18 protein-coding genes are annotated in these 22002 nt (G+C 61.4%); 9 read left to right on the top strand and 9 right to left on the bottom strand.

The genetic code is table 11. The annotated features are described in order from the left end of the window. The first annotated feature begins 119 nt into the window (after positions 1-119). On the top strand, positions 120-2009 hold the full coding sequence (asnB, locus tag ABID19_RS01555) for an asparagine synthase (glutamine-hydrolyzing) (RefSeq protein WP_354487450.1): 1890 nt from the start codon (positions 120-122) through the stop codon (positions 2007-2009). Positions 2010-2111: 102 nt separating this feature from the next. Here asnB and ABID19_RS01550 read toward each other — a convergent pair whose 3' ends face one another. Next, on the bottom strand, positions 2112-3230 hold the full coding sequence (locus ABID19_RS01550) for a glycosyltransferase family 4 protein (RefSeq protein ID WP_354487449.1): 1119 nt from the start codon (positions 3228-3230) through the stop codon (positions 2112-2114). Between the two features lie 152 nt (positions 3231-3382). Here ABID19_RS01550 and ABID19_RS01545 point away from each other — a divergent pair, with 152 nt between their 5' ends. Further along, positions 3383-4822 (top strand): lipopolysaccharide biosynthesis protein, encoded by a 1440-nt coding sequence (locus ABID19_RS01545; protein ID WP_354487447.1) that lies wholly within the window; start codon positions 3383-3385, stop codon positions 4820-4822. Between the two features lie 47 nt (positions 4823-4869). On the opposite strand, the gene ABID19_RS01540 is transcribed toward ABID19_RS01545, so the two are convergent. The 3 genes from ABID19_RS01540 to wecB are packed head-to-tail and all read right to left on the bottom strand — an operon-like array spanning position 4870 to position 8154. Then, a complete protein-coding gene (locus ABID19_RS01540) occupies positions 4870-5673 on the bottom strand; it encodes a WecB/TagA/CpsF family glycosyltransferase (protein WP_354487445.1) in 804 nt (267 codons plus the stop codon). Then, complete coding sequence (wecC, locus tag ABID19_RS01535) at positions 5670-7007, bottom strand: UDP-N-acetyl-D-mannosamine dehydrogenase (protein WP_354487443.1); 1338 nt, start codon at positions 7005-7007, stop codon at positions 5670-5672. The genes ABID19_RS01540 and wecC overlap by 4 nt, the downstream gene beginning before the upstream one ends. After that, a complete protein-coding gene (wecB, locus tag ABID19_RS01530) occupies positions 7000-8154 on the bottom strand; it encodes a non-hydrolyzing UDP-N-acetylglucosamine 2-epimerase (RefSeq protein WP_354487442.1) in 1155 nt (384 codons plus the stop codon). The genes wecC and wecB overlap by 8 nt, the downstream gene beginning before the upstream one ends. Positions 8155-8354: 200 nt before the next feature. Here wecB and ABID19_RS01525 point away from each other — a divergent pair, with 200 nt between their 5' ends. Then, a complete protein-coding gene (locus ABID19_RS01525; RefSeq protein ID WP_354487440.1) occupies positions 8355-9797 on the top strand; it encodes a glucosamine inositolphosphorylceramide transferase family protein in 1443 nt (480 codons plus the stop codon). A gap of 17 nt (positions 9798-9814) precedes the next feature. On the opposite strand, the gene ABID19_RS01520 is transcribed toward ABID19_RS01525, so the two are convergent. Both ABID19_RS01520 and ABID19_RS01515 read right to left on the bottom strand, forming a co-directional pair. Then, positions 9815-11125, bottom strand: a complete 1311-nt coding sequence (locus tag ABID19_RS01520; protein WP_354487438.1) for a VpsF family polysaccharide biosynthesis protein — start codon at positions 11123-11125, stop codon at positions 9815-9817. A gap of 164 nt (positions 11126-11289) precedes the next feature. Next, positions 11290-12357 carry an acyltransferase family protein gene (locus ABID19_RS01515; RefSeq protein WP_354487436.1) on the bottom strand — a complete coding sequence of 356 codons (1068 nt, stop codon included), beginning with the start codon at positions 12355-12357 and terminating at the stop codon, positions 11290-11292. Between the two features lie 435 nt (positions 12358-12792). Here ABID19_RS01515 and ABID19_RS01510 point away from each other — a divergent pair, with 435 nt between their 5' ends. Both ABID19_RS01510 and ABID19_RS01505 read left to right on the top strand, forming a co-directional pair. Continuing rightward, positions 12793-14358 carry a GumC family protein gene (locus tag ABID19_RS01510; RefSeq protein ID WP_354487434.1) on the top strand — a complete coding sequence of 522 codons (1566 nt, stop codon included), beginning with the start codon at positions 12793-12795 and terminating at the stop codon, positions 14356-14358. Positions 14359-14366: 8 nt separating this feature from the next. After that, a complete protein-coding gene (locus ABID19_RS01505; protein ID WP_354487433.1) occupies positions 14367-15473 on the top strand; it encodes a glycosyltransferase in 1107 nt (368 codons plus the stop codon). A 33-nt stretch (positions 15474-15506) separates the two neighbouring features. Here the strand turns inward: ABID19_RS01505 and ABID19_RS01500 are convergent, their stop codons facing one another. Next, positions 15507-15674 carry a hypothetical protein gene (locus ABID19_RS01500; protein WP_354487431.1) on the bottom strand — a complete coding sequence of 56 codons (168 nt, stop codon included), beginning with the start codon at positions 15672-15674 and terminating at the stop codon, positions 15507-15509. A gap of 28 nt (positions 15675-15702) precedes the next feature. Here ABID19_RS01500 and uxuA point away from each other — a divergent pair, with 28 nt between their 5' ends. The 4 genes from uxuA to ABID19_RS01480 all read left to right on the top strand — a co-directional run bounded on the left by uxuA (position 15703) and on the right by ABID19_RS01480 (position 20199). Next, entirely contained in the window at positions 15703-16911 is a 1209-nt protein-coding gene (gene uxuA, locus ABID19_RS01495; RefSeq protein ID WP_354487429.1) for a mannonate dehydratase, read from the top strand. 224 nt (positions 16912-17135) lie between these two features. Continuing rightward, on the top strand, positions 17136-18113 hold the full coding sequence (locus ABID19_RS01490; protein ID WP_354487427.1) for a tripartite tricarboxylate transporter substrate-binding protein: 978 nt from the start codon (positions 17136-17138) through the stop codon (positions 18111-18113). Positions 18114-18206: 93 nt separating this feature from the next. Further along, positions 18207-18680, top strand: a complete 474-nt coding sequence (locus ABID19_RS01485; protein ID WP_354487425.1) for a tripartite tricarboxylate transporter TctB family protein — start codon at positions 18207-18209, stop codon at positions 18678-18680. A 10-nt stretch (positions 18681-18690) separates the two neighbouring features. Continuing rightward, positions 18691-20199 (top strand): tripartite tricarboxylate transporter permease, encoded by a 1509-nt coding sequence (locus tag ABID19_RS01480; protein ID WP_354487424.1) that lies wholly within the window; start codon positions 18691-18693, stop codon positions 20197-20199. A gap of 53 nt (positions 20200-20252) precedes the next feature. On the opposite strand, the gene speB is transcribed toward ABID19_RS01480, so the two are convergent. After that, a complete protein-coding gene (gene speB, locus ABID19_RS01475) occupies positions 20253-21212 on the bottom strand; it encodes an agmatinase (RefSeq protein ID WP_354487423.1) in 960 nt (319 codons plus the stop codon). Positions 21213-21224: 12 nt separating this feature from the next. Then, entirely contained in the window at positions 21225-21995 is a 771-nt protein-coding gene (locus ABID19_RS01470; protein WP_354487422.1) for a creatininase, read from the bottom strand. Positions 21996-22002: the final 7 nt, after the last annotated feature.

Below are 22002 nucleotides of genomic sequence, written 5' to 3'. Positions count from 1 at the left end.
CGAGCCAGTCAAGCTCAGCTCTGAACCATTTCTTCGCGGATTTTGGACCGCCGGCAATCAAGTGTTTAACACATTCGTCGTAAATGGCGTCGCGACTACGCGGGCCAAGGGAAGAGACAATGTGTGGAATTGCCGGCTGGATCGGGCCGAAAGTGAAGAATCCACAAGATCGGGCCGCCAGAATGTCCAACACATTGCGACATCGTGGCCCCGATGCCGAAGGCGCCGAGTTCTTGGACTTGAACACTGGCGAGAACCAGTTGGCATTGGTGCATCGCCGCCTGGCGATTATTGACTTGAACGCCGAATCCAATCAGCCGATGCATGTCGACAACGGCCGTCTCCGAATTATTTTCAACGGCGAAATATACAACTATGTCGAGTTGCGGCAGGAACTGATCGGTCTCGGTCATCATTTTCGAACACGCTCCGATACTGAGGTGCTGCTCAGGGCTTACGATCAGTGGCACCTATCCATGTTCGACCGATTGAGCGGCATGTTCGCGTTTGCGCTCTGGGATGCTGAGAGGCACGAATTGATCCTCGGCCGGGATCCCTTCGGCAAAAAGCCCCTTTACCTCATGCAAAGCGGAAAGTTGCTGTCGTTTGCGTCAGAGATCAACGCGTTGTTGTCGTCGCAGCCGAATGCGCAGCAGCTCGATTTGAAGGCCGTGCACGAGTACCTGCACTGGCGTTACGTGCCCGGACCGCGCACGCTTTTCAAACAAATCCGCAAACTCAACCCCGGAAGCTATGCCGTCTGGTCGCAAGGCACAGTGACGGAAACGCGCTATTATACGCCTCCAGATCAAACGGATCTGACTGAGGATATCGACGGCGAAACCGCCAAGCGACGATTTCTGCAACTGCTCGACCATTCCGTCGAGATCAGAATGCGCAGCGATGCGCCCTTTGGCGCCTTTCTCTCCGGAGGGCTCGACTCCTCGGCAATCGTCGCCCTGATGACCAAGCACAGCGACAGGCCCATTCGTACATTTTCGGTCGGTTTCAGGGAATCGGCTTACAGCGAGCTCCCGTTCGCCCGAAGCGTCGCCGATCATTTCAAGACCGATCACAGCGAGTTGGTGATCGAAGCAGACGACCTGATTGACCATCTGCCCAAGTTGATCCGCCACTTGGGGGCGCCTGTTTCACAAAGTTCGGACATTCCAATTTACCTGATGTCGGAGCGAGCCTCGCAGGACGTCAAGATGGTGCTCACAGGCGAAGGGGCGGACGAGATTCTCGGTGGGTATCCCAAACACCGTGCGGAGTCGCTGGCTGGAATCTACCGGTCGCTTGTTCCAGCCTTCCTCCACAACAATCTCCTCGCCCCTTTGATACGCGCCATGCCTGGTGCAACGGCCAAGTTCGATACATTTGCCCGAAGCGCGGGTGAAAGGGACTTTGCCACCCGGATGATCTCCTGGTTCGGTGCCATGACAGCGCGGGAACACGGTCGCCTTATCGGTGCGCCGGCCAATTGCCGCGATGGACGCAACGACTTCCCGTTCTCATCGAGCGCGAAGGCGTCCCATCTTCGCCGCGTGCTGTTTTTCGATCAGACATCGTGGTTGCCCGACAATCTGTTGGAACGGGGCGACCGGATGATGATGGCCGGTTCGATCGAAGGAAGAATGCCGTTCCTCGATCGCGATCTGGTTGCGTTCGTCAGCACATTGCCCGATCGCTACAAGGTGGGCCGGCGGCAGGGCAAGATGATCTTGCGCAACAGTATGGCCAACATACTTCCCGAAAAAATTCTCAACCGCCGCAAAATCGGGTTCAAGGTGCCCGTCGCCGAATGGTTTCGCGGATCGATGAGGAGTTATGTGCACGACCATCTTTGCTCCTCTCGTTCCGTCATTCGCAGCTATTTGAGCGCGAAATACCTAGATCGAATCGTCTCGGAGCACACCAGCGGTGCTGTAGACCACGAAAAACTGATATGGGCGCTGCTGAATTTGGAGATATTCCACCGCGAATTCGAGCTTGGAGCGCCGCAGTGACGCCAGTGCGATCGCTGCCGGGCTCGGGCTGCTCGTGAAGGCCCCGCCGCGCTCAAGCGACGGCACGCACAGATCAGCGTCGCATTATTATACGGGACAGCATCAGCGCTTGACCGATTGAGCCTTTGACGCGACCGACCTCCAGACGTCGCAGATCGCGCCGACAAACGGGGCGAGATCGAGCCGCTCCCGATGCAAGGCCATTGCGGCAGCACCAAGCCTGGCCCTCAATGCCGGATTCTCGACCAGCCGCGTCAGCGCCTCGGTCAACGCCGCAACGTCGCCGGGCGGCACCAGCAACCCGGATTGCTCGTTGGTGATGATATCTTCCACAGCGCCGACAGGTGTCGTCACGACCGCGAGACCTGCGGCCATGCCTTCGATGACCGAGACGGGCAGGTTTTCGGCAAACGAGGGCAGCACCAGAATGTCTGCCGAAGCGATCAGCGACGCGACCTCGTCGGGCCCGACCCAGCCCGGAAGGGTAATGCGCTCGGCAAGGTCCAGTTCGGCCGTTCTGACCCGTGCCGCCTCGACTTCGCCATCGCCGGCGATCGTGGCGCGCCAGCCCTCGATGGGTTTCATGCGGTGCAGCGCATCGATCAATTGCGGTACGCCCTTGCGGTCGCCGATGCGACCAAGGAACAGGATATGCACATTCTCGCCGCCTCCGACATGCGCCAGGGAGGGAACCGCCGTTGCATTGGGGACGATGACGATATTGCCGGCCGCCCCCGGCGCCCGGCTGGCGACGAAGTCGCGCCAAAGCCCGCCCAGGACGATCACCCGACCGGCACGCTCGAACAGAGCTTCGATGCGGCGGCTCATGAAACCATCATCGTCTTTCCAGAATGTCTCATACTGCGCCCCGTGCAAATGCAGGACATAAGGTATCGACAAAAGCCGCGCGCAGGCGGCGATCACCATCTTGCGGTAGGTGCTGCCGGATACCGATAAATTGATGTGGACGACATCGACGCGCTTCGCCAAACGCGCCGCAAGCATCTGCAGGCAAAAGCCAAACATGTAGAAGATCGAAAGCCCGACATGCCCCGCGCCGCGGCTGGCAAGGAAGCGTACATCGATGTCGGCGATTTTTTGCCGTTCGAACTCCTGCTTCAGCGCCCCCATGATGCGGTCGATGCCTCCCTGCCCCGAAACGCCCGACGGCGTCGCGACAAGGACATGCACTTTTTGATTGTGAACCAGACGCTGCAGCATGACTCAATTTCGGAACGACAAAGCAAAGGTTTCAGATGAGGTGTACGACGAATACGTTAGTTCAAACTGAATCTGTTCACCCTTTACCGTCATCGCGCTGGATTTTCCGCCGGTCGACGGTTAATCGAAGGTGAATTTCCGGGGAAAACCCTTTGCTGCTCCGCTCCACGCTCATCTATGCCCCGGCGATCCTGCTGACGCGGATCTCCGCGCTGCTCCTGCTGGTCATCGTGACGCGGTTGATCGACCAGACCGAGTACGGCCTGCTGACCCTGGTGGTAACGGTCGGCGAAATGACCGACGTCGCCGTCACCAACTGGCTGCGCATCGCCCTGCTCAGGCTTGGCGGCAAAGGCGACATCAGCCGCGGCAGCCTGATGCTGGCCGGACGGGTGTTGCTTGCCAGCACGGCGCTGGCGCTGATCGTATCCGTGGTCGCGTCGGCCGTGATCGTGCCTGAGCGCTGGGTCGAGTTCGCGATCGCGGTCTGCAGCTACCTCATCGCCGGTTCCGTCGGCCGCTTCGCGTTGACAGTGCTGCAGATGCAGCAGCGTCATTCGGTCTACTCGATGCTCGAGTTCCTGCGCGCCGTGCTGCAACTCGCGCTGCCGATTGGCGCCGTCGTCCTGTTTCGAGATTCCTTTCTGACGGTATCGCTAGGCTCGAGCCTTGGCGTGCTGATCGCCGGTATCGTGGCGGGCATCATGGCATCCAGACGTGTCGTTGCCGGTCCGCCACGCTTCACCCAGAAGGAGTTCTTCGTCCTCGGCGTGCCCCTGGTCATCATGGCGCTGGTAGGCTTCGGCCTCCACAGCGCGGAGCGTTTATTCCTCAAGATCTATTACGATGCTGGTGCCGTGGCGATCTTCGCCGCGGCCTATGCGCTGGCCCGCCAACCGATCGATATGGTCGCCAATTCCATCAACATGGGCGCTTTTCCCGAGGTGGTCAGCCGGTTCGATGAAGACGGGCCTGCGGCATCGGGCCGGCTGCTGTCGCAATTGATGGCCTTGATGATCCGCCTTTGCCTGCCGGTTGCAGCGATGCTGGTCGCACTCAGCAGCGATATCACGCAGCTCCTGCTGCCATCGGAATATCACGGCCGCTTCGGCCTGCTCTTTCCGATCATCGCCTTCAGCGTGCTGTGTGCCAACCTCGCGAGCTTCGTCTATGGCACCGTGGTGCACGCGCACAAGCGGCCGTGGCTGCTGATCATCGCCAATTCCTTCGGCTCGGTGGCGACAATCGCACTGTCCGTGCTGCTGATCCCTTCGATGGCGGAGGTCGGTGCTGCTTTGGCGCTGGCGGGCGGATCGCTGGTCGGCCTTGTAGCCTGTATCATCATCAGCGAACGGCTCACGTCGGTGCCGGTGCCATGGCGCGACATCGGCGTTTCGCTCGTCATCTCGGTCAGCACCGGGCTGGCCGCCAGCCTTGCCAGCGCTCTACTCGGCGACATGCCGGCCATCGTCTCGCTGATCGCGGGCGGCGCCGCAGGCGCAGCGGTTTTCTTCGGGCTGAGCTGGCTGTTTTATCCCATCGCCGCGATGCAATTCGCAGCTAAGTTATGGGCGCGGCTACGGCCCGCATAGACCGGCGAGAGGATTTTGAATTTGCCGGAGCCGCAGTCATGCCGCTCCTATAGGCCGGCCTTTCGGCGCCCCCGACTGTCCCGGAACTCCCGGTACAGCAGCGCTGCGTAAGCAGTATTGGTGTCGTAGTAGCGGCGCCACAAGCGTCGCGGCTCCTGCGCCACCCGAAATAACCACTCCAGACCGGCCGCTTGAACCAGCTTCGGCGCCCGGGCGACCTTGCCGCCATAGACATCGAAACTGCCGCCGACGCCCATGACGAAACTCGGAGTAAGTTCGTCACGATAGCGCTTGAGAAAGCGCTCCTTGCGCGGCGTCGGCATCGCCACCAACAGGCAGTCGGCGCCCGAGGCGTTGATCGCCTCGACGATTGTGGCCTCGTCTTCCGGCTTGAAATAGCCATTGCGCATTCCGGCGAGCACCAGGTTTGGGTGATCCTTGGAAAGCCGCCTTTTCACCGCATCGAGAACGTGCTGTTCGGCTCCCAGCAGGAAGGGTCTGAAGCCGCGCTTCGCGCAGAGGCTCAACAGATTGACCATGATGTCGACGCCGGCTACCCGCTCCGGCAGCGCCACACCGCAAAGACGCGCACCCCAAAGCACACCCTTGCCGTCGACGTTGATCACATCCGCCGTCGCAACATCCTCCCGCAGCTCGGTATTGTTGCGCATGCTGACAAGCTTGGCGACGTTCACGACCACATGATGCAGCGGCCGCCGCAGGGTCATCGCCTCATCGGCGATGGCCAGCGTCTCGGCCATGGTCAGCGCATGGATCGGCGCGCCGAGAAACTCCCGGCGACGCGATGCCAACAGGCGATGCTGCGCCCATCCTGGGTCGTGCGCGTTCATGCGGCCTCCTCTGCACCTGCAGGAAGTGCCAAACGTTCGATCGCCGATTTCTTGCCTTCGATGCGGGCGTCGGGCTTGCGTGCCTTGCGCCAGGTCCACAAACCCCTCGTGTCGATGAGCTTCTTGTCCTTGAGCGCTTCGGGATCAACCAGATTGAACTGCCGATGGTCGACCAGCAGGACGACGATGTCGCACTGGTCGATGGCGGAAAGTGCATCGGTGAAGACGATGCCCTTGCCCTCGAGCTCCTGCGGCAGCCTATGTGTGTTGGGCTCAGCCGCGATAATCTTCAGGTTGGGAATATCTGACAAAAGCTTCACCACCTCGACAGCCGGGCTCTCGCGCATATCGTCGATATTGGCTTTGAAGCTGAGGCCAAGGCAGGCGATGGTCTGCTTGCGGGACGGGTCGAGCAGGGCTTCGATATCCCTGACCACCGACAAGGGACGCTCGGAATTGATCCGGCGTGCCGAAGCCATCAGCCGCGTGCTGTTAGGCGCGGCGTCGATGATGAAATACGGATCGACCGCAATGCAGTGCCCGCCGACGCCCGGGCTCGGCTGGAGGATGTTCACGCGGGGATGCCGATTGGCGAGATCGATCACTTCCCAGACGTTGAGCGACAGATCCTGGCACACTGCGGCAAGCTCGTTGGCAAAGGCGATATTGACGTCGCGGAACGCGTTCTCGGTCAGCTTCACCAGTTCCGCGCTTTCGGCCTGGGTCATGAACAGATCGCCGGCAACGAAGGTTGAATAGAGTGCCGCGGTCCGTTCCGACGACTTGCGCGACAGCCCACCGATCGAGCGATCGTTGTTGATCAGCTCGGTCAGGACCTTTCCCGGCAACACGCGCTCGGGCGAATAGGCGACCAGGACATCGGCCTCTTCGCCGTGCAGGAGAGGAAATTTGAGATCGGGCCGCAAGTCGGCAAGCAGTGCCGTCATGACGCGCGTCGTGCCGACCGGCGACGTCGATTCCAGCACCACAAGGTCTCCCCGTTTCAGCACGGAGGCAATGCTTCGTGCTGCCGAAAGCACGTAGCTCACATCCGGCTTGTGGTCCTCGGTCATCGGGGTCGGCACGGCGATGATAAAGGCATCCGCCGGCTGCGGCGTACTGAAAGCCCTAAGCTTGCCGTTGGCCACAACCTTCTGGATCAAACCATCGAGGTCCGGCTCGACGATGTGGATTTCGCCGCGATTGACTTTCTCGACCACCGCTTCGTTGACGTCGACGCCAATGACATCGAGCCCGCGGCTAGCGAAAATGGCACAGGTCGGCAGGCCGATATAGCCCATGCCGATAACGGAAACGGTCTTGATCTCAGCCATGATGCAGCAGTTCCTCAACAATCCGGTTACTGGCCCGGCCATCGCCATATGGGTTATGTCGTTCCGCCATGCCGCGATAGGCGGCCTGATCGTCGAGCAGGCGATTGGCGTTGGACACGATTTTTTCGACATCGGTGCCGACGAGACGGGCGGTACCGGCCACGATCCCCTCGGGCCGCTCGGTGTTTTCGCGCATCACCAGGACCGGCTTGCCGAGCGAAGGCGCTTCTTCCTGCACGCCGCCGCTGTCCGTAAGCACCAGATAGCTGTGCTTCTGCAGGTACAGAAACGGCAGATAGTCCTGCGGCTCGACCAGATAAATGTTCGGCACGCCTTCCAGCTCTGCGTTGACCACCGAGCGCACATTCGGATTTGGATGGACGGGATAGACGATCTGCACGTCTCCGCGTGCCGCCAATCCCTTCAACGCCGTACAGATGCGCTGGATGCCGCCGTCGAAATTCTCGCGCCGATGACCGGTGACGAGGATCATTTTCTTGGTGGGGTCTAGGAAGGGGAAATGGGCGGCGAGCTTCGCGTTCATCAGCCTGTCGGCGTCGATCGCGCTTGAAAAATGCAACAGCGTGTCGATCACCGTGTTGCCGGTCACGAAGATGGTGTTTTCAGCCTTTCCTTCGGCGACGAGGTTGTCGCGCGCCTGAATTGTCGGTGCGAAGTGCCAAGTGGCGATGTCGCCAGCAATCTTGCGGTTCAGTTCCTCCGGAAAAGGAGAATTGATATCGTGGCTGCGCAATCCTGCCTCGATATGGGCGACCGGGATGCGCTTGTAGAAGGCAGCCAAAGCCGCAGTCATCGCCGTGGTCGTATCGCCTTGCACGAGGACGATATCGGGCTTCGCCTTCTCCAGTACGTCGGCCATGCCCAGCAGGACACGCGAGGTCACGTCGAACAATGTCTGGCCGGGCTGCATGATGTTGAGGTCGTGATGCACCGGCAGGCCGGTCAGTTCGATGACCTGATCGACCATCTCGCGATGCTGGCCGGTGATGCATGTCTCGGTGATAAAACCTGGATGGGCAAGTGCTGCACGCACCACCGGGAAGCATTTGAGCGCCTCCGGCCTCGTGCCGAACACGATCAGCAGCTTTTGCCTGGACGGCAGTTTTGGATGTGAAAGGACGTTCATTGCCGATCCTGGTCGCCGGAGCGCGTCGCGACCTGCTGGTTATTCGCCGCACGAGCTATAATAGCGGCAGAAGCCGCCTTCGTGACGTCAAATCTTAATATATGATTAACAGCCAAGCCCGCACTCTCCCCGGTAACTCTTATGAAAGCCTAAACCGATAGGTACTCTGGCAGAGTAGTCTTGAAAAAGAACATATTCGATTGACTAATATTTTAATCATCGGCCACATTGCCGGATCTCGGCGCTGGGAAAATGAGCTTCTGGTGCGGCTGAATGCAGCTGGCCACGTGGTTTCGAGTTGCCGCGCGCCGGGGCCTGCGCCGATCGCACGCGGACTGGATGGCGTGCTTGATATCGAGAGCCGGCGCTTCGGTCCTTCGCTGGCAAGCCCCTCCGAGCCGTTGCCATCCGGCATTGCTGGTCCGGCCGACCTCATAATCGATCTCACCGGCACTTTCGCACGCCCGGGCACACCGGTTCTTACGCTCGAATTTTGCGGCCGCAGCACCTTTCCCGCCGGGGTGACCGAGATGCTGGCGAGCGGGCGATTGCCCGAGCTTGCCGTTCGCCTCGATGGCGTCACGGTCGCCCGCGGGCGACCGATGCTCAGCGACCGGCTCTGGCTGTCTCGCAGTTGCAACGACCTGCTCGCCGGAGCCATCTCGCTGGTTGCGCAAAGCGTCGCCCGTTTTTCCGAGGGCGAACTTGTGCCAATCGCCGATAGCCCGGCGCCGACCCTAAGGAACAGCGGTTTTATCAGGCGCTATCTGCCCTTTTTCTCCAAGGGGTTGGTCGACCGCGCCGTGCAAAAACTCAGACTGGGACGGCGTCCCTTCTATTGGCAGGTTGCCTATCGGCTGATCGAAGGGCCCGGCGTCGCCGAAACCGGGCAACTCGACGGTACGCAGTTCACCGTCCTCGCAGACGACGGCCAGCGATTCTACGCCGATCCATTCGTCATCGAGCGCGACGGCGGCCACTATCTGTTTGTCGAGGAATTTCCCTACGCCACCGGTCGCGGCGTGATTTCCGTCGCCGAACTGGGTGACGATGGCAGCTTCGGCGTACCGCGGGTGGTGCTGGAGGAAGCGCACCATTTGTCTTATCCGCAGGTGTTCGCTCACGCCGGCGAGATTTTCATGATTCCTGAAAGTGCGGCGGCGCGCGAGCTTGTGCTCTATCGTGCCGCGCAGTTTCCGGATCGCTGGGTACGCGACACCGTGCTGATGACGGGCAAGGATTTCAATGACGCCACGCTGCTCGAATCGGATGGCCGCTTCTGGCTGTTGGGGACGGAGCGGTTCGGTTATGGCAGCGCGTCGGACACGATGGCGGTCTATTCCGCGCCCTCGCTGCGCGGGCCTTGGATTGCGCATGCGCTCAATCCCATTGCCGTCGATCACTCGGCAGCTCGGCCCGGCGGCGCCTTTATTCGCCAAGGCGACGCCCTGGTGCTGCCGGTCCAAAACGGGTCGAGAGCCTATGGCGGCGGTCTGGGCTTGATGCGGCTGGACCGGCTTGACGATCGCGATGTGCGTTTTACGCCGCCCCGCCCGATCGGCCCGGGGCCGGCATGGGCCCGCGCGGGCATTCACACGCTCAACCGTGCAGGCAATGTCGAGGTTGTGGATAGCGCCGGCTGATACGTCTGGAGCCGAGCTTATCCTGGCCGATTCAGCTTCGGCTCGGATGTAACCATGGCCGAAGATGTGCTGTTCGGCTGCTTTCGATACGAAGCGTTCCTATAGGCAAGAAGCAGCACGACGAGGATCGTAATTTCCGGCGATTTTGACGAGAGCGCGTTGTTCGACAGCGCAGCAAGCAGGAAGGTCATGGTGCCGATCCATGCCGGCAGCGGCGCGCCGCGCAGCAGCCGAAAAATGAACCAGAATATCAGCACGATAAAGAGCACGGCTATCGGCAAGCCGAAGAGCATGATGATGACCACCGGCGCGCTCTCGATAAAGGGCAGATGTAGCTTCTCGTTGACGATCTTCAGCAGCTCGTCGCCGTTCATGCCGAACAGGATGTCTTTCCAGCTGACAAGTCCGAACACCTGGTAGATCGTCACGCGCGCCATGAAATTTTCATCGAAGATCGTGTTGCTGAACCGGTTCAGCAGTCCGCCCGAAAACAGTACGGCCACCAGCACCGCGCCAGCCGCCACGGCGAACAGCAGCACGACGGACTTGGCCTGCCGCTGGTGCTTGAGCGTCAGGCGCGGCCAGGGCACGAACATCAGCAGTATGAGGGTTTCCATGGCCGCGAGTATCAGGGCGGCGCGAGCGCCTGATGCGGCACAACCCAGGAGCAACACAAGGATCGACACCACCCGCACCCATATACGCCAGCGTGCCAGCGGTACGAATCCGATGACCGTGGCACAGAGCGCGCCCAATGCCAGCGGGTGCGGCGACAGGCCTATTGGCCTGAACTGCAGTTCGTTAAGTCCGTAAGGCAGGAATCGATGTTGGGTCACCGCCTCGATGGTACCGATCACAGCGCTGAGGATCACCATTCCAAGCACGAGGTCGCCCAGCGCCCGCCGCGAATCCGCGTTCAAGGCCAGCATGAGCAGGCCTGCGGCGCCCGCCACCAGATAAGTATCGATGACGAACCCGGAAGAGCCTGCACGGCCGGTAATGAACAGATAGGGCACAAGCGCGAAAATCAGCACCGAGTAGCGCAGCAGCGCTTTGAATATCCCGATTTCGTCGCCCCGCAGCAGAAACGGTCGGCTGAAAAGGACGACAGCAAGCAGCAGAAAGATAGCATAGGTGCCGAAATGCAGCTTCTCGTAGAACGAACCCCCGTCGGCGGTATAGTCGACGACAGTGTTCATAATCTGCGGTGAAACCGTGAAGCGGAGCAGGAACGCGAAGGCCGCGCATAGGAAGAACAGAAGCGACAGCGCGTTCTGGCGGCGCGCCTGGCTGGACGACCGTTCCGATACGGCGGCGGGATAGCTCATGGCCCATCCAAGTGAAGGTATTCAAACGGCTTTCCGGCCAACGAGATCCATTCGACGGACCGCCGAACGGACGCGGCGTGTGTCGGCAAAATATGCCAACTTGGAAAATGAGACGTTAACGGCCAGCCCGGATATCAACGCAGCGTAGGTGTTGCACGGTCTTCTTATTTGTTGCCGGTGGCAGCGTAAGGAAGCGGTGCGTTCCTAACCCTTCGTCTGCCGTTCAGAACGAGAAGAATCGGCTTCTCGATCATATGGTGGATCACCAGGCTGGCAATGCAGGCAGTCACGATGCTGACCACCGAAACCAGAAACACCGTTGCCGGATGTTCGTAGCCGATGGTGCGCTTGGCCAAGTAGGCGACGGCGCCGATCACGAAGATATGCGACAGGTAAAGCGCGTAGGAGGCGTTGCCGAGCTCTTCGAGCAGGCTCCAGTGCTTGAGTTTCGGTTCCAGAATGAGGCCAAGATGAAGCAGGCTGGCTGCCCACATTACCTGCCCCGCGAAGCTGATCTGGGTCATGAGCGGCGTGCCGTCATCGACGAATGCAAGCGCTACGCCTGCCGCGGCCACAAGGCCGAGTGGCCAAGCATAGCGTGTGTCGGAAGCGAAGCCGCCATCTAGATAGCGCCGGCCTATCCACATGCCGATGACGAACGCCACCGGAGAAGCGTTCAGATAGAACTGCAGAACAGGGTTGGCGGGAGCCATCAACAGCCCGGCCAGCCACATCGCAGTGAAAAAGGCTGTCAGCACCAATGCGCGCGAAGTCACAGACAGGAATGCGAGCACCGCGAATGCGATATAGAAGTAGGCCTCATAATTGAGCGTCCAGCCGAGTGAGAGAATTGGGCTGACGCCATCTCGTTCGGGCGCTTGGTGGACGACGAAGAAGAGCGACTGGAGATAGTGGGGCCATGTAAAGACGGTCGTCTGGAACAGACTTGGTGCAAAGGCTGCCAGAAGCGCGGCGACGCTTGTGAAAAGCCAGTAGAGGGGGATGATCCGGATCGCCCGGCGTTTCAGGAAGGTTGGCGCAGAGAAAGGGCCATTTCCTGTAATGTAGACCATTATGAAGCCGCTAATGACGAAGAACAGAATAACGCCAAGGCGACCCGCAGTCACGATAATCGGATTGTCTATGCCGATCTGGTAAGAAAAAGCGTGCGCGAACAAAACCAGCAAGGCGGCGCAGGCGCGAAGATACTGGACCGAATAGAACTTCTGCACGTTCCTCTCCCGCAGGCGACTGACGCCATCCTGTAGGCCGCGGTCAGTGCTTCAAAAGGCATTACCGTCTTTTCAAATACAGGCGGGCCGTTAAGTGCCCGTTACCGACTTCATGACAATCACTCACACTTGGCCGATAAGTGAGATTTCTTCGAATGGCGCTTGGCCGTTCGCCAAATCTAACGTGCGACGGCAAACATGCCGAACATGCAGACCGCCCTGAGGCCGGCCAACCGCAGCGGCACGACCGTCCGACTGCCGCTACCAACCGGATGCTGGGTACAAAGCAAGGCTTCGCAGCGATCTCCGATCCCAGCCAAATCAAGGCCGGCGACCCATGCAAGTGGAGGTATTCTATCGTCATTCTTGGAAAATGAGATGTTAACGATCTTTCTGTAGTGCTGGCCGCATAGCAAGAGAACAAGAGTTGGCACCATGTCCGCCGCTTCCGGCACAACCCCTCCATCTGCAGCGGATTCCGATATCAGCGCGCTCGAGCGGATCGCCAATGCGCGGCGCGCCAGCAGGGCAAGGCTGCAACAGGATGCCCCAGTCATGGCACGCACCTCCGCCCCTGTCACTCCGCACACGCCCGAGCCCGTCCCGACGGTGACGCTTGACAAGATCGGCGATTTCCTCGAGCTCGATTTTCGACGCCTGTTTGTCTGGCTGCGTGCCGGGCTCGTCGTGGCATGCATGCTGGCAGTGGCCGGCGGCGTCGTCGGCGCCGCCTATGGGTTGCTGAGCAAGCAGCGTTATACGGTCACGACGGAAGTCCTCATCAATCCCGCCAATTTGCAGGTCGTGGAAAACGATCTCTACTCGCAACCGGGCCAGGTCGACAGCCAACTGCTCAACGCTCGCAGCAAGCAGCGTATCTTGACCTCGGGCAACGTGCTTGCTCGGGTAGTGGACGAACTCAGTCTGACCAACGATCCGGAGTTTTTCGACCCGGACCAGAGCGCCTCCACGCCTGCTGTTGGAGCGAGTGCCGGCAAACCCGATCCGAAGCTTATCGCCCAGAAAAACCTGGCGGAGCGGGTCAACGTCACTGCAGATGAAATGTCGTTCGTCACGACCCTCTCAGTATCGGCAGAAACCTCCGGCAAGGCGATCCTGATCTCGCAAGCCATAGTGAAAGCTTTCCAGGAAGAATTGGCCAAGGCCGAAGCTGCCGGTGCCGGCCGTGCCGCAGCTGCTCTTGACGCCCGGCTCGGCCAGCTCAAGCGCGACGTGCAGGCGGCCGAAGAGGGGGTCGAGAACTACAGGCGCAGCCACAATTTGTCCTCCAGCAACGGCCAGCTCGTCAGTTCGCAGACGATGACGCAGCTCAATAGCGAAATTGGCGAGGCGCAATCGCGGGTCATCGCTGCGCAGGCAAGCTACGACGCCTTGATTGCCTCCGGTGTCAATGGAGCCAATCCTGACCCCGCGGATTCGGCAGCACTCGCGGTATTGCGCGACAAGGCAAACGCCCTGCGGCAGCAAATCGATTCACAGTCCATGACATTTGGTCCGCGCCACCCGACGATTGTCAGGCTCAGGACAGAATTCGAAACCGTCAGTTCTCAACTCAGGGCGGAGTTCGCCCGCACGGTCGGCACGGCAAAAGCCAACCTGGATAAGGCCAACGCGTCATTGGCTTCTCTTAGCGCCAAGATGAACGATCTGAAGAGCAATGTTTTCACCGACAGCGAGTCCCAGGTCGCCTTACGTGAGCTTGAACGCGATGCCGCCTCGAAGAGGGCGGTCTATGAAAGCTTCCTGTCTCGCGCACGCCAGATCGCCGAACGCGAGCAGATCGACACCACGAATGTACAGGTAATTTCCACCGCAGTGCCGCCGAACGGGCGCTCGTGGCCGCCCCGCACCCCCCTGATGGCAGGCTTGGGGGCTTTCGCCGGCTTTGCTCTGGGCATGCTGCTCGCCATTGCCATGGGCATCTGGCGCGACATGCGCCAGCCGCCGGACCGACCGGGCATTGCCGTCGGCCAAGCCTGAATCCAGGCATGGCGAAGCGCGTTGTCTTTCACATTGCCAGCCTCAGGGGCGGTGGCGCCGAGCGTGTCTTCGTCCTCATGGCAAATGAATTGGCGTCGCGTGGGCACGATGTCACACTTTTTACCTGGAACGCGGAAGGACCTAACGCCGCGCTGCGCTCCCCCGACGTGCATCTGGTCGATTTCGACCTTCCCATCCGGGGCGAGGGCTACGGCAAGTGGGAGACGCTGAAAGGCATCGTGCGAAGCGCACGTCTATTCAGTCGCCTTGGTCCCCATGCGGTCTATAGCGCGCCGGAATTTGCCAATCTGGTCGTGACGCTGGCGCTTCTTCTGGCGCGAAGCCGAGCGCGGTTCTTTCCAAGCTTCCACGCCGCGGCCTCACTGCCTTCCGGCAGCCTCGGCGCGAGAATAGCAGTCTGGTTTTCCGCGCTGGTTGCAGCGCGCGCAACCAAGGCCATCGCCGTCTCAGTGGGCGTCGGCCGCGATATTGCGGCCCGCGGTTTCCCCAAATCCAAGGTCGTCGTCATCAACAACCCGCTGCCGCCGGCCGCGGCGCTCCAGGGACAATCCTATGCCTGGCAGGCAGAGTTGGCGACGATGGGCGATGGCCCGGTCATCGCCACCGCCGGTCGCCTGGTGCCGGTCAAGGATCATCGGACCTTGCTCCAGGCTTTCGCTATCCTGCGCGCCGGCCGCCGTGCTCGGCTTGTCATCTTCGGCGAAGGCCCGCTGGCTGTCGAACTGCGCGCCTGTGCCCAAGAATCCGGTATAGGCGCGGGTGTGCTCTTTGCCGGCTACGTCAACGATCCCGCCGCCTGTTACGCCGCAGCCGATCTGTTCGTCCTTTCCTCCACAAGCGAGGGCTTTGGCAATGTACTGGTCGAGGCCATGGCTGCCGGGGTCCCCGTGGTTTCCACAGATGCGCCGCATGGCCCGCGCGAGATTCTGGATGACGGTCGTTTCGGCGCCTTGGTGCCGGTCGGCGATGCCGAGGCGCTGGCAAAGGCGATGGCTGAGATGCTGGATCACCCCACTTCTGCCGCCCTCCTGAAGAGCAGGGCAGCGGATTTCGAAGTTGAAAAGATCGGCGATCTATACGAAGCGCTGCTCTAGCCGGGAATTTCGCTGACGCTCGTTGATGCCAGGTCAATGCCGGCATCGCCATTCGTGCCGACCGGTCAGCATCAGTGCATCGCCGTTGGCCGGCGCAAGCCCGAGCAGGATGGGTGTCAGACGCATCGGAATCTGATAGCAGCCGATGAAAGAGGAGTAGCGGACCCCGCCGCGGTGGGAAGCGCGGACGTGCAGCCGCATGGCGATTCTTTACTAACGGAGCGTTCGAATGAGACATGTATGGCGTTGGTTCGGCTCGGTCGACAAGGTGACCATCGCGGACGCGCGTCAAGCCGGTGCGCAAGGCATCGTCTCGGCCCTTCACCACGTTCCTCACGGCGCCGTCTGGCTGCCCGCCGAAATCGAAAGACGTCAGCGCGAAGTCGCGTCTTTGCCGGATGGAAGCGCAAGTGATCTCAGTTGGGAGATCGTCGAGAGCCTGCCGGTTTCCGAAGCGATCAAGACGCAGGTCGGCGAATGGCGCAGCCACATAGAAAACTACAGGACATCGCTGGAAAACCTGGCGCGGGCCGGCATTTCGGTCATCTGCTATAATTTCATGCCCGTGCTCGATTGGACCCGCACCGATCTTGCCTGGCGCCTGCCGCACGGTGGCACCACCATGCGCTTCGATCTCATCGACTTCGCCGCATTCGACATCCATATCCTGAAACGCCAAGCGGCGCTCGGCGATTACACGCCGGAGATCGTCTCCGAGGCGGAGCGGCGATATGCGCAGATGGATGATTTTGCGCGCAAGGCTCTGGCAAGAAACGTCAATTCCGGCCTGCCCGGCTCGACCGAAGACACATCTCTCCAAGGTCTTGCGGCTCAACTGTCAAATTATGACCGCATCGACGCAACAACGCTGCGCCGGCATTTCGTCGACTTCCTGGCGGAGGTCGTGCCTACGGCAGAGCGCCTCGGCCTGCGTCTCTGCTGCCATCCGGACGATCCGCCGTTTCCGCTGTTGGGCCTGCCGCGCGTCATGTCGACCGAGGCCGACTACAGGTACATTCTGGACGTAGTCGATAGCCCTGCAAACGGGGCGACACTGTGCACGGGATCACTCGGCGCAAGACCCGACAATGATCTGCCCGGCATGATCGGGCGGATCGGGCCAAAAATCCACTTCGCGCATCTGCGCAATGTGCGCAAGGAATCAGCCGGCACCCCCTGCTCGTTCCACGAGGACGAGCATCTTGCCGGCGACACCGACATGGTTGCGGTGGTGGCGGCGCTGCTTGACGAGGAAGCGCGGCGCAAGAAACAAGGACGCCCGGACGCCGTCATCCCGATGCGCCCCGACCATGGCCAGGATATCCTCGACGACCTGACGCGTGGGGCCCAGCCCGGCTATCCGGCCATCGGCCGGCTAAAAGGATTGGCCGAACTCCGCGGCGTCGAACATGCCATTCGCAAGTCGACGTCGGCTTGATTCGCAGCACGCCGAGCATGGCCATCGGCTTTCGATCATCGGGCACCCGCCTCCGGCACGATGTCAGCTTTCCACCCATTTTGCGCGGACGGTTGTGCATAAATCGCAGTTTGCGGTTTGAGTCCGATTGCAATCCGCTAGCTTGCGCTAGTTATTGCTCCATCCACAGCCGGTATTGAGAGGAACTCTAGACGCCGGAATTTATATCCTGGGAGGAAATCACGATGAGAAAATTCGCCGTCGCTCTGGCCGCCGCCGCAGCCGTCACGCTGTTTCCGTTCACCGCAGGCGGGCAGACCTATCCCGAACGCACCATCACCGTCGTGGTGCCGTTTTCGGCCGGCGGCCCGACCGACACGGTCACGCGCCTCGTCGCTGAGGCCATGTCGAAGGATCTCGGCCAGCAGGTCATCGTCGAGAATGTCGGCGGCGCCGGCGGCACACTGGGCGCCGGTCGCGTCGCACAGGCCGATCCCGACGGCTATACGCTGCTCCTCCATCACATCGGCATGGCGACCAGTGCTACGCTATACCGAAAGCTCGCATACGACACGCTGAACGGCTTCGAATATGTCGGCCTCGTCACCGATGTGCCGATGACCATCGTCGCCCGCAAGGACCTCGAGCCGACGGATCTGAAAGGGCTGGTCGACTACGCCAAGGCCAATAAGGATACCGTCACCGTCGCCAATGCCGGCATAGGTGCGGCTTCGCATCTGTGCGGCATGCTGTTCATGAGCGCGATCGGCACGCCGCTGGTCACCGTGCCCTACAAGGGCACCGGTCCGGCCATGACCGATCTCCTCGGCGGCCAGGTCGACATCATGTGCGACCAGACGACCAATACCACCAAGCAGATCCAGGGCGGCACGATCAAGGCCTACGCCGTCACCTCGCCGCAACGCCTCGAAGTGCTGCCAGATCTGCCGACAACGACGGAAGCTGGTCTCCCGGAGGTGCAGGTCGGCATCTGGCACGGCCTCTACGCGCCCAAGGGCACGCCGGCCGAGGTCACCGATCGCCTGTCGAAATCGCTTCAGGTCGCGCTGAAAGACCAGAATGTCGTCGCCCGCTTCGCCGAGCTCGGCACCAAACCGTCGTCCGACGCGGACGCGACACCGGCCGCACTGAAGGCCAAGCTGGAAAGCGAGATTGCGCGCTGGAAGCCGATTATCGAAGCCGCCGGCCAGTACGCCGACTGAGATTTGAGCGGGGCGCCACCAGCGCCCCGTTTCCGCTTCGGCCCGCTTTCGCACTGTACCGGCGTGCCCGCGGCGCCGGCCTGGGAGGACGTCATGAAGCCTTTCACGATCGACACGACCAACGGCGTATGCGCTGTGCTGTTCATCTTTCTCGGCGGATTTTTCGCAGCTCAGTCGCTCGGTCTCGAAATCGGCACCGCCTTCCGCATGGGGCCGGGCTATTTCCCGCTGGTCCTGGCAATCGTGCTGATCCTGCTCGGCGCCGTCATCCTCGTCGACGCGGTGCGCTTCGAGAGCGAGCCGATCGGGCATATAGCTTGGCGCGGCATGCTGTTCATCCTGCCTGCCCCGATCTTCTTCGGCCTGACAGTGCGAGGCCTCGGCTTCATCCCTTCGATCTTCCTGACGGCGCTGATCGCATCCTTTGCCAGCGGCCGCATGAGGCCGCTGACCGCGCTCGTACTGTCCGCCAGCCTCACCCTGTTTGCGTTCCTCGTCTTCAGCTACGCGCTCGGTCTGCCGTTCCGGCGCTTCGGCCCATGGCTGCCGCCATGGCTCGTATTGTGAGGCGATGAACATGGAACTGCTCGACAACCTCGCGCTCGGCTTCTCGACGGCAACGACGCTGGCAAACCTCGGTTTCTGCCTGATCGGCGTCCTTCTCGGCACGCTGATCGGCGTCCTGCCCGGCATCGGGGCCACCGCGACCATCGCCATGCTGTTGCCGATCACCTTTCAGATCGGCGACCCGGTTTCCTCCCTCATCATGCTCGCCGGCATCTATTACGGCGCGCAATATGGCGGCTCGACCACCGCCATCCTCATCAACATGCCCGGCGAATCCTCCTCCGCCGTCACCGCGATCGACGGCTACCAAATGGCCAGGAACGGCCGCGCCGGGGCGGCACTCGCGATCGCTGCAATAGGCTCGTTCTTCGCCGGCACCGTATCGACCTTCCTCGTCGCCATCTTCGCTCCGCCGCTAACGGCGATCGCGCTGCAATTCGGCGCCGCCGAGTATTTTTCGCTGATGGTCGTCGGCCTCGTCTCGTCCGTCGCGCTCGCCCACGGCTCGATTGTCAAGGCGCTGGCGATGGTCGTGCTCGGCCTGCTGCTCGGCCTTGTCGGCACCGACATCTACACCGGCGCGCCGCGCTTCACGCTCGGCATCCGCGAATATGCCGACGGGCTGAATTTCGTCGCGGTGGCGGTCGGCGTCTTCGGCGTCGCCGAGATACTGCGCAATCTCGAAAATGAGCACGAGCGCTCCGTCATGATCCGAAGGGTCTCCGGCTTGATGCCGACCCGCGAGGACTTTCGCCGCATGGCGGCGCCCATCGTGCGCGGAACCATCATCGGTTCGGCGCTCGGCATCCTGCCGGGAGGCGGCGCGATCCTTGCAGCCTTTGCCTCCTATACGGTCGAAAAGCGCGTATCGAAAAACCCGGGGGAATTCGGCAAGGGCGCCATCGAAGGCGTCGCCGGACCGGAATCGGCCAACAATGCCGGCGCCCAGACCTCCTTCATCCCGATGCTGACGCTCGGCATTCCGGCAAACCCGGTCATGGCGCTGATGATCGGCGCGATGATCATCCAGGGCATCGTGCCCGGCCCCAATGTTGCGACCGAACAGCCGGCGCTGTTTTGGGGCATCATCGCCTCGATGTGGATCGGCAATCTGATGCTGATCGTCTTGAACCTGCCGCTGATCGGACTTTGGGTGAAACTGCTGACGATCCCCTACTACGTGCTCTTCCCGATCATCATGGCGTTTTGCTCGATCGGCGTTTACAGCGTCAACACCAACATCTACGACCTGTACGCCGTCGCCTTCTTCGGCTTCCTCGGCTATCTCCTGACCAAGCTGCGCTGCGAACCGGCGCCGCTGCTGCTCGGCTTCGTGCTTGGCCCGCTGCTCGAAGAAAACCTGCGCCGCGCCATGATTCTCTCGCGCGGCGATCCGAGCACCTTCCTCACGAGGCCGATCAGCGCCGGCCTGCTCTTCGTCGCATTAGCCGTGCTCGTCGTCGTCTTCCTGCCTGGCGTCAAGAAGAAGCGCGAAGAGGTGTTCGTGGAGGAGAATTAGCGAAAGTCACGCGGCCGCCTCTCCACGGATGCGATGCGCTGCCGCGACGCACCTCAGGCCCTGCCTGCAGCGACAGAACCGGCAATCACGCACAGCAGCTCGAACATCATCGTTGCCCCCGCCAGCGCCGTCATCCCGCCAAGATCGAACGGCGGCGCCACTTCCACGACGTCAGCGCCGACTATGGCCACCGTGTCGAGAAGGCGGACCATTTCCTGCGCTTCGCGGGTGGTGAAGCCGCCAAGCTCGGGGGTTCCGGTGCCGGGCGCCATCGAAGGGTCGATGCAATCGATGTCGAAGGTCACATAGGTGGGACCGCTGCCGACAATGCCGCGCGCCTCTTCCATGACGCTGGCCGCGCCGCGCCGGACAAATTCCTCCATGTAGATGATGCGGATGCCCTGAGCGACCGCCCAATCATGCTCGTTGGGCTCGTAGATTGAACCGCGGATGCCGATCTGGACGACACGTTTGGGATCGAGCAGGCCCTCTTCGATCGCCCGCCGGAATGGTGTGCCATGCGTGTAGGGATTGTCGCCGAAATAACGGTCATTGGTGTCGGAATGCGCGTCGAAATGGATCATGCCGACCGGCGCATTGCGCGCGACCGCACGCAGCACCGGCAGCGTCGTCAGATGATCGCCGCCGGCAGCAAGCGGAATGGCGCCCGCCGCGACAATCGCCGCGATGCCGTCCTCGATGCGCTTCAGACCGTCCAGGAGGTTGATCGGATTGACCGAGAGGTCGCCGACATCGGCAATGTTGGCGATGCTGAACGGCTCGGTTCCCGAGACGTGATGGGCCCGCCGCATCAGGCTCGACTGGTTCCGGATCTCGCGCGGACCGTGCCGCGCGCCGGCGCGGTTGGTCGTACCGCCATCCCACGGTATGCCGACGAGTGCGATGTCCAGCCCCTCGGCACTTGCCACGGCCGGCAGTCTCATGAAGGTCGAAAGCCCGGCGAAGCGGGGAACTGCGGCCGCGTCGACCGGCTGAAAGAAATTGCTGTTCATGTTGTCGTCACCTCAGAAGAATTCACGTTTGACGATGTCGGCGAGCCGCGTCTGGCAGTCGTCGAGCAGCCATCGGCCCTTTTCCGCCGACGAGCCCTCGGTCAACGACAGGACGCCGGACGGCGGCACGTCCTCGGACGGTCTGGGATAGCGGTCATAGGGCTTGAATTGCGCGGGACCGTCATGCAGCGCCTTGCCCAGGTCGACGAGCTCCGGGCGCAGCGCCAGCATCATCGACGTCTCGATCACGCTCGCATGCTCCAGTTCGATGCCGGGATAGCCGTCGGGGAACACTTTCGCCAGCGTTTCACCGCGCACCATGTCCCAGTGGTCGACGCGCAGGATCGTCAGGTCCGTCGCACGTTCGCGGCCGATGGCGTCGAGCGCCAGTTCGATGCCTTCGATCGACGGGCCGATGTTCTCATAGTGGCCGTTGAGCACAACGATGCGTCGGACCTTCTGGCGATACAGGTCGCAGATCACATCCTTGACCAGAAGCGAGAAAGTCTGTGCCGTGATGTTGATCGTACCGGGAAAGGCCGGGCCGCCGCCTGTCCTCGGTTGCGAGCGGTTGCCGTAGGCGATCGTCGGCGCCACCAGTCCTCCGACCTGCGACGCCACCTTTTCGGCGATGGCGGTCGGGATCACCACATCGACATTCATCGCCATATGGTGGCCGTGCTGTTCGGTCGCGCCGAGCGGCAGGAAGACGGGAGCGCCGGCGGCGATCCGCTTCTGAGCCTCGGGCCACGACAGTTCAGCGAGGAAAACGCGGTCTCTCATGATCATC

Origin of the sequence: Mesorhizobium robiniae (genome assembly GCF_040545535.1) — a bacterium.
GTDB classification, from domain to species: Bacteria; Pseudomonadota; Alphaproteobacteria; order Rhizobiales; family Rhizobiaceae; genus Mesorhizobium; species Mesorhizobium robiniae.
The sequence above is the reverse complement of the archived record's forward strand: the minus strand, read 5'-3'. Positions and strand labels throughout refer to the sequence as shown.